The organism is Brumimicrobium salinarum (genome assembly GCF_002844555.1).
Taxonomy (GTDB): domain Bacteria; phylum Bacteroidota; class Bacteroidia; order Flavobacteriales_D; family Crocinitomicaceae; genus Brumimicrobium; species Brumimicrobium salinarum.
The window spans coordinates 1-803 of the sequence record NZ_PJNI01000053.1 but is presented as its reverse complement, the minus strand read 5'-3'; the positions used below and the strand labels follow the sequence as shown (position 1 = coordinate 803).

2 protein-coding genes are annotated in these 803 nt (G+C 35.1%); both read right to left on the bottom strand.

What is annotated here, in order from left to right; translation table 11 throughout:
* On the bottom strand, positions 1 to 515 hold a 515-nt coding region (locus CW751_RS15115), incomplete at its 3' end, for a hypothetical protein (RefSeq protein ID WP_101335848.1).
* On the bottom strand, positions 512 to 803 hold a 292-nt coding region (locus CW751_RS15110), incomplete at its 5' end, for a T9SS type A sorting domain-containing protein (RefSeq protein WP_205677852.1). The genes CW751_RS15115 and CW751_RS15110, both read right to left, overlap by 4 nt.

Here is an 803-nt window from a genome sequence, read left to right as displayed (position 1 = left end):
TAACATCCTGTTCTAGGTGTTGAATAGGAACTTTCAAACCCCGTATAACCCAACCATTTATTTCTAAACCACATAGTGTCTGCTGGTCCACTACAATTAATATTGTTAATATCTAATTTCAACTCTCCATAAGGCACCGCATAAAAATCTGCGTGCATGGTTTTGCCTTTTTCTACTGGTAAATCACTTGGTAATTGTTCACCATTTTGATACCAACCTATTTTATAATATTCTCCATGCATATCTCCTAACCGAAGAATTTCTGCACTACCAGACTTTACATCCACTTTAAAGTTACCTGAGGCATCGGAGTAAACTGTGGTAACTCTTTCATAACCTCCATAATATTCAGTTATAGGACCAGGTTTTAACAACCATAGTTCTGCTCCTGAAATGCCTTCTTGGGTGATGGGATTGTAAACTTTTCCTTCTATTTTGACTTGTCGCTTCTTACCACAAGTCCAAAAAAGACTTAATATAGCTATACCAATTAGTAATTTAATTAACTTTTTCATTTGATCAATAGTTTTCTGTTAAACACTCTTCCTTCTGAGGTGATTTTTAGGATATAAACACCTGATTTTAAATTACCAAGATCAATCGTAGTGATGGATCGTTCAGGAGTACTTTGCAGCACCTTATTTCCTTGTAAGTTATAAAAAACAACTTTATCTGCAACGCTTCCATTATTACTTTTTATGGTTACAGTTTGCTCGGCAGGGTTGGGATAGATGATATAATCCTGCGCTTCAACTCGCTTATTTAAGCCTGTAGCTTTTGTCATAAGACTAATTAAGTTGATT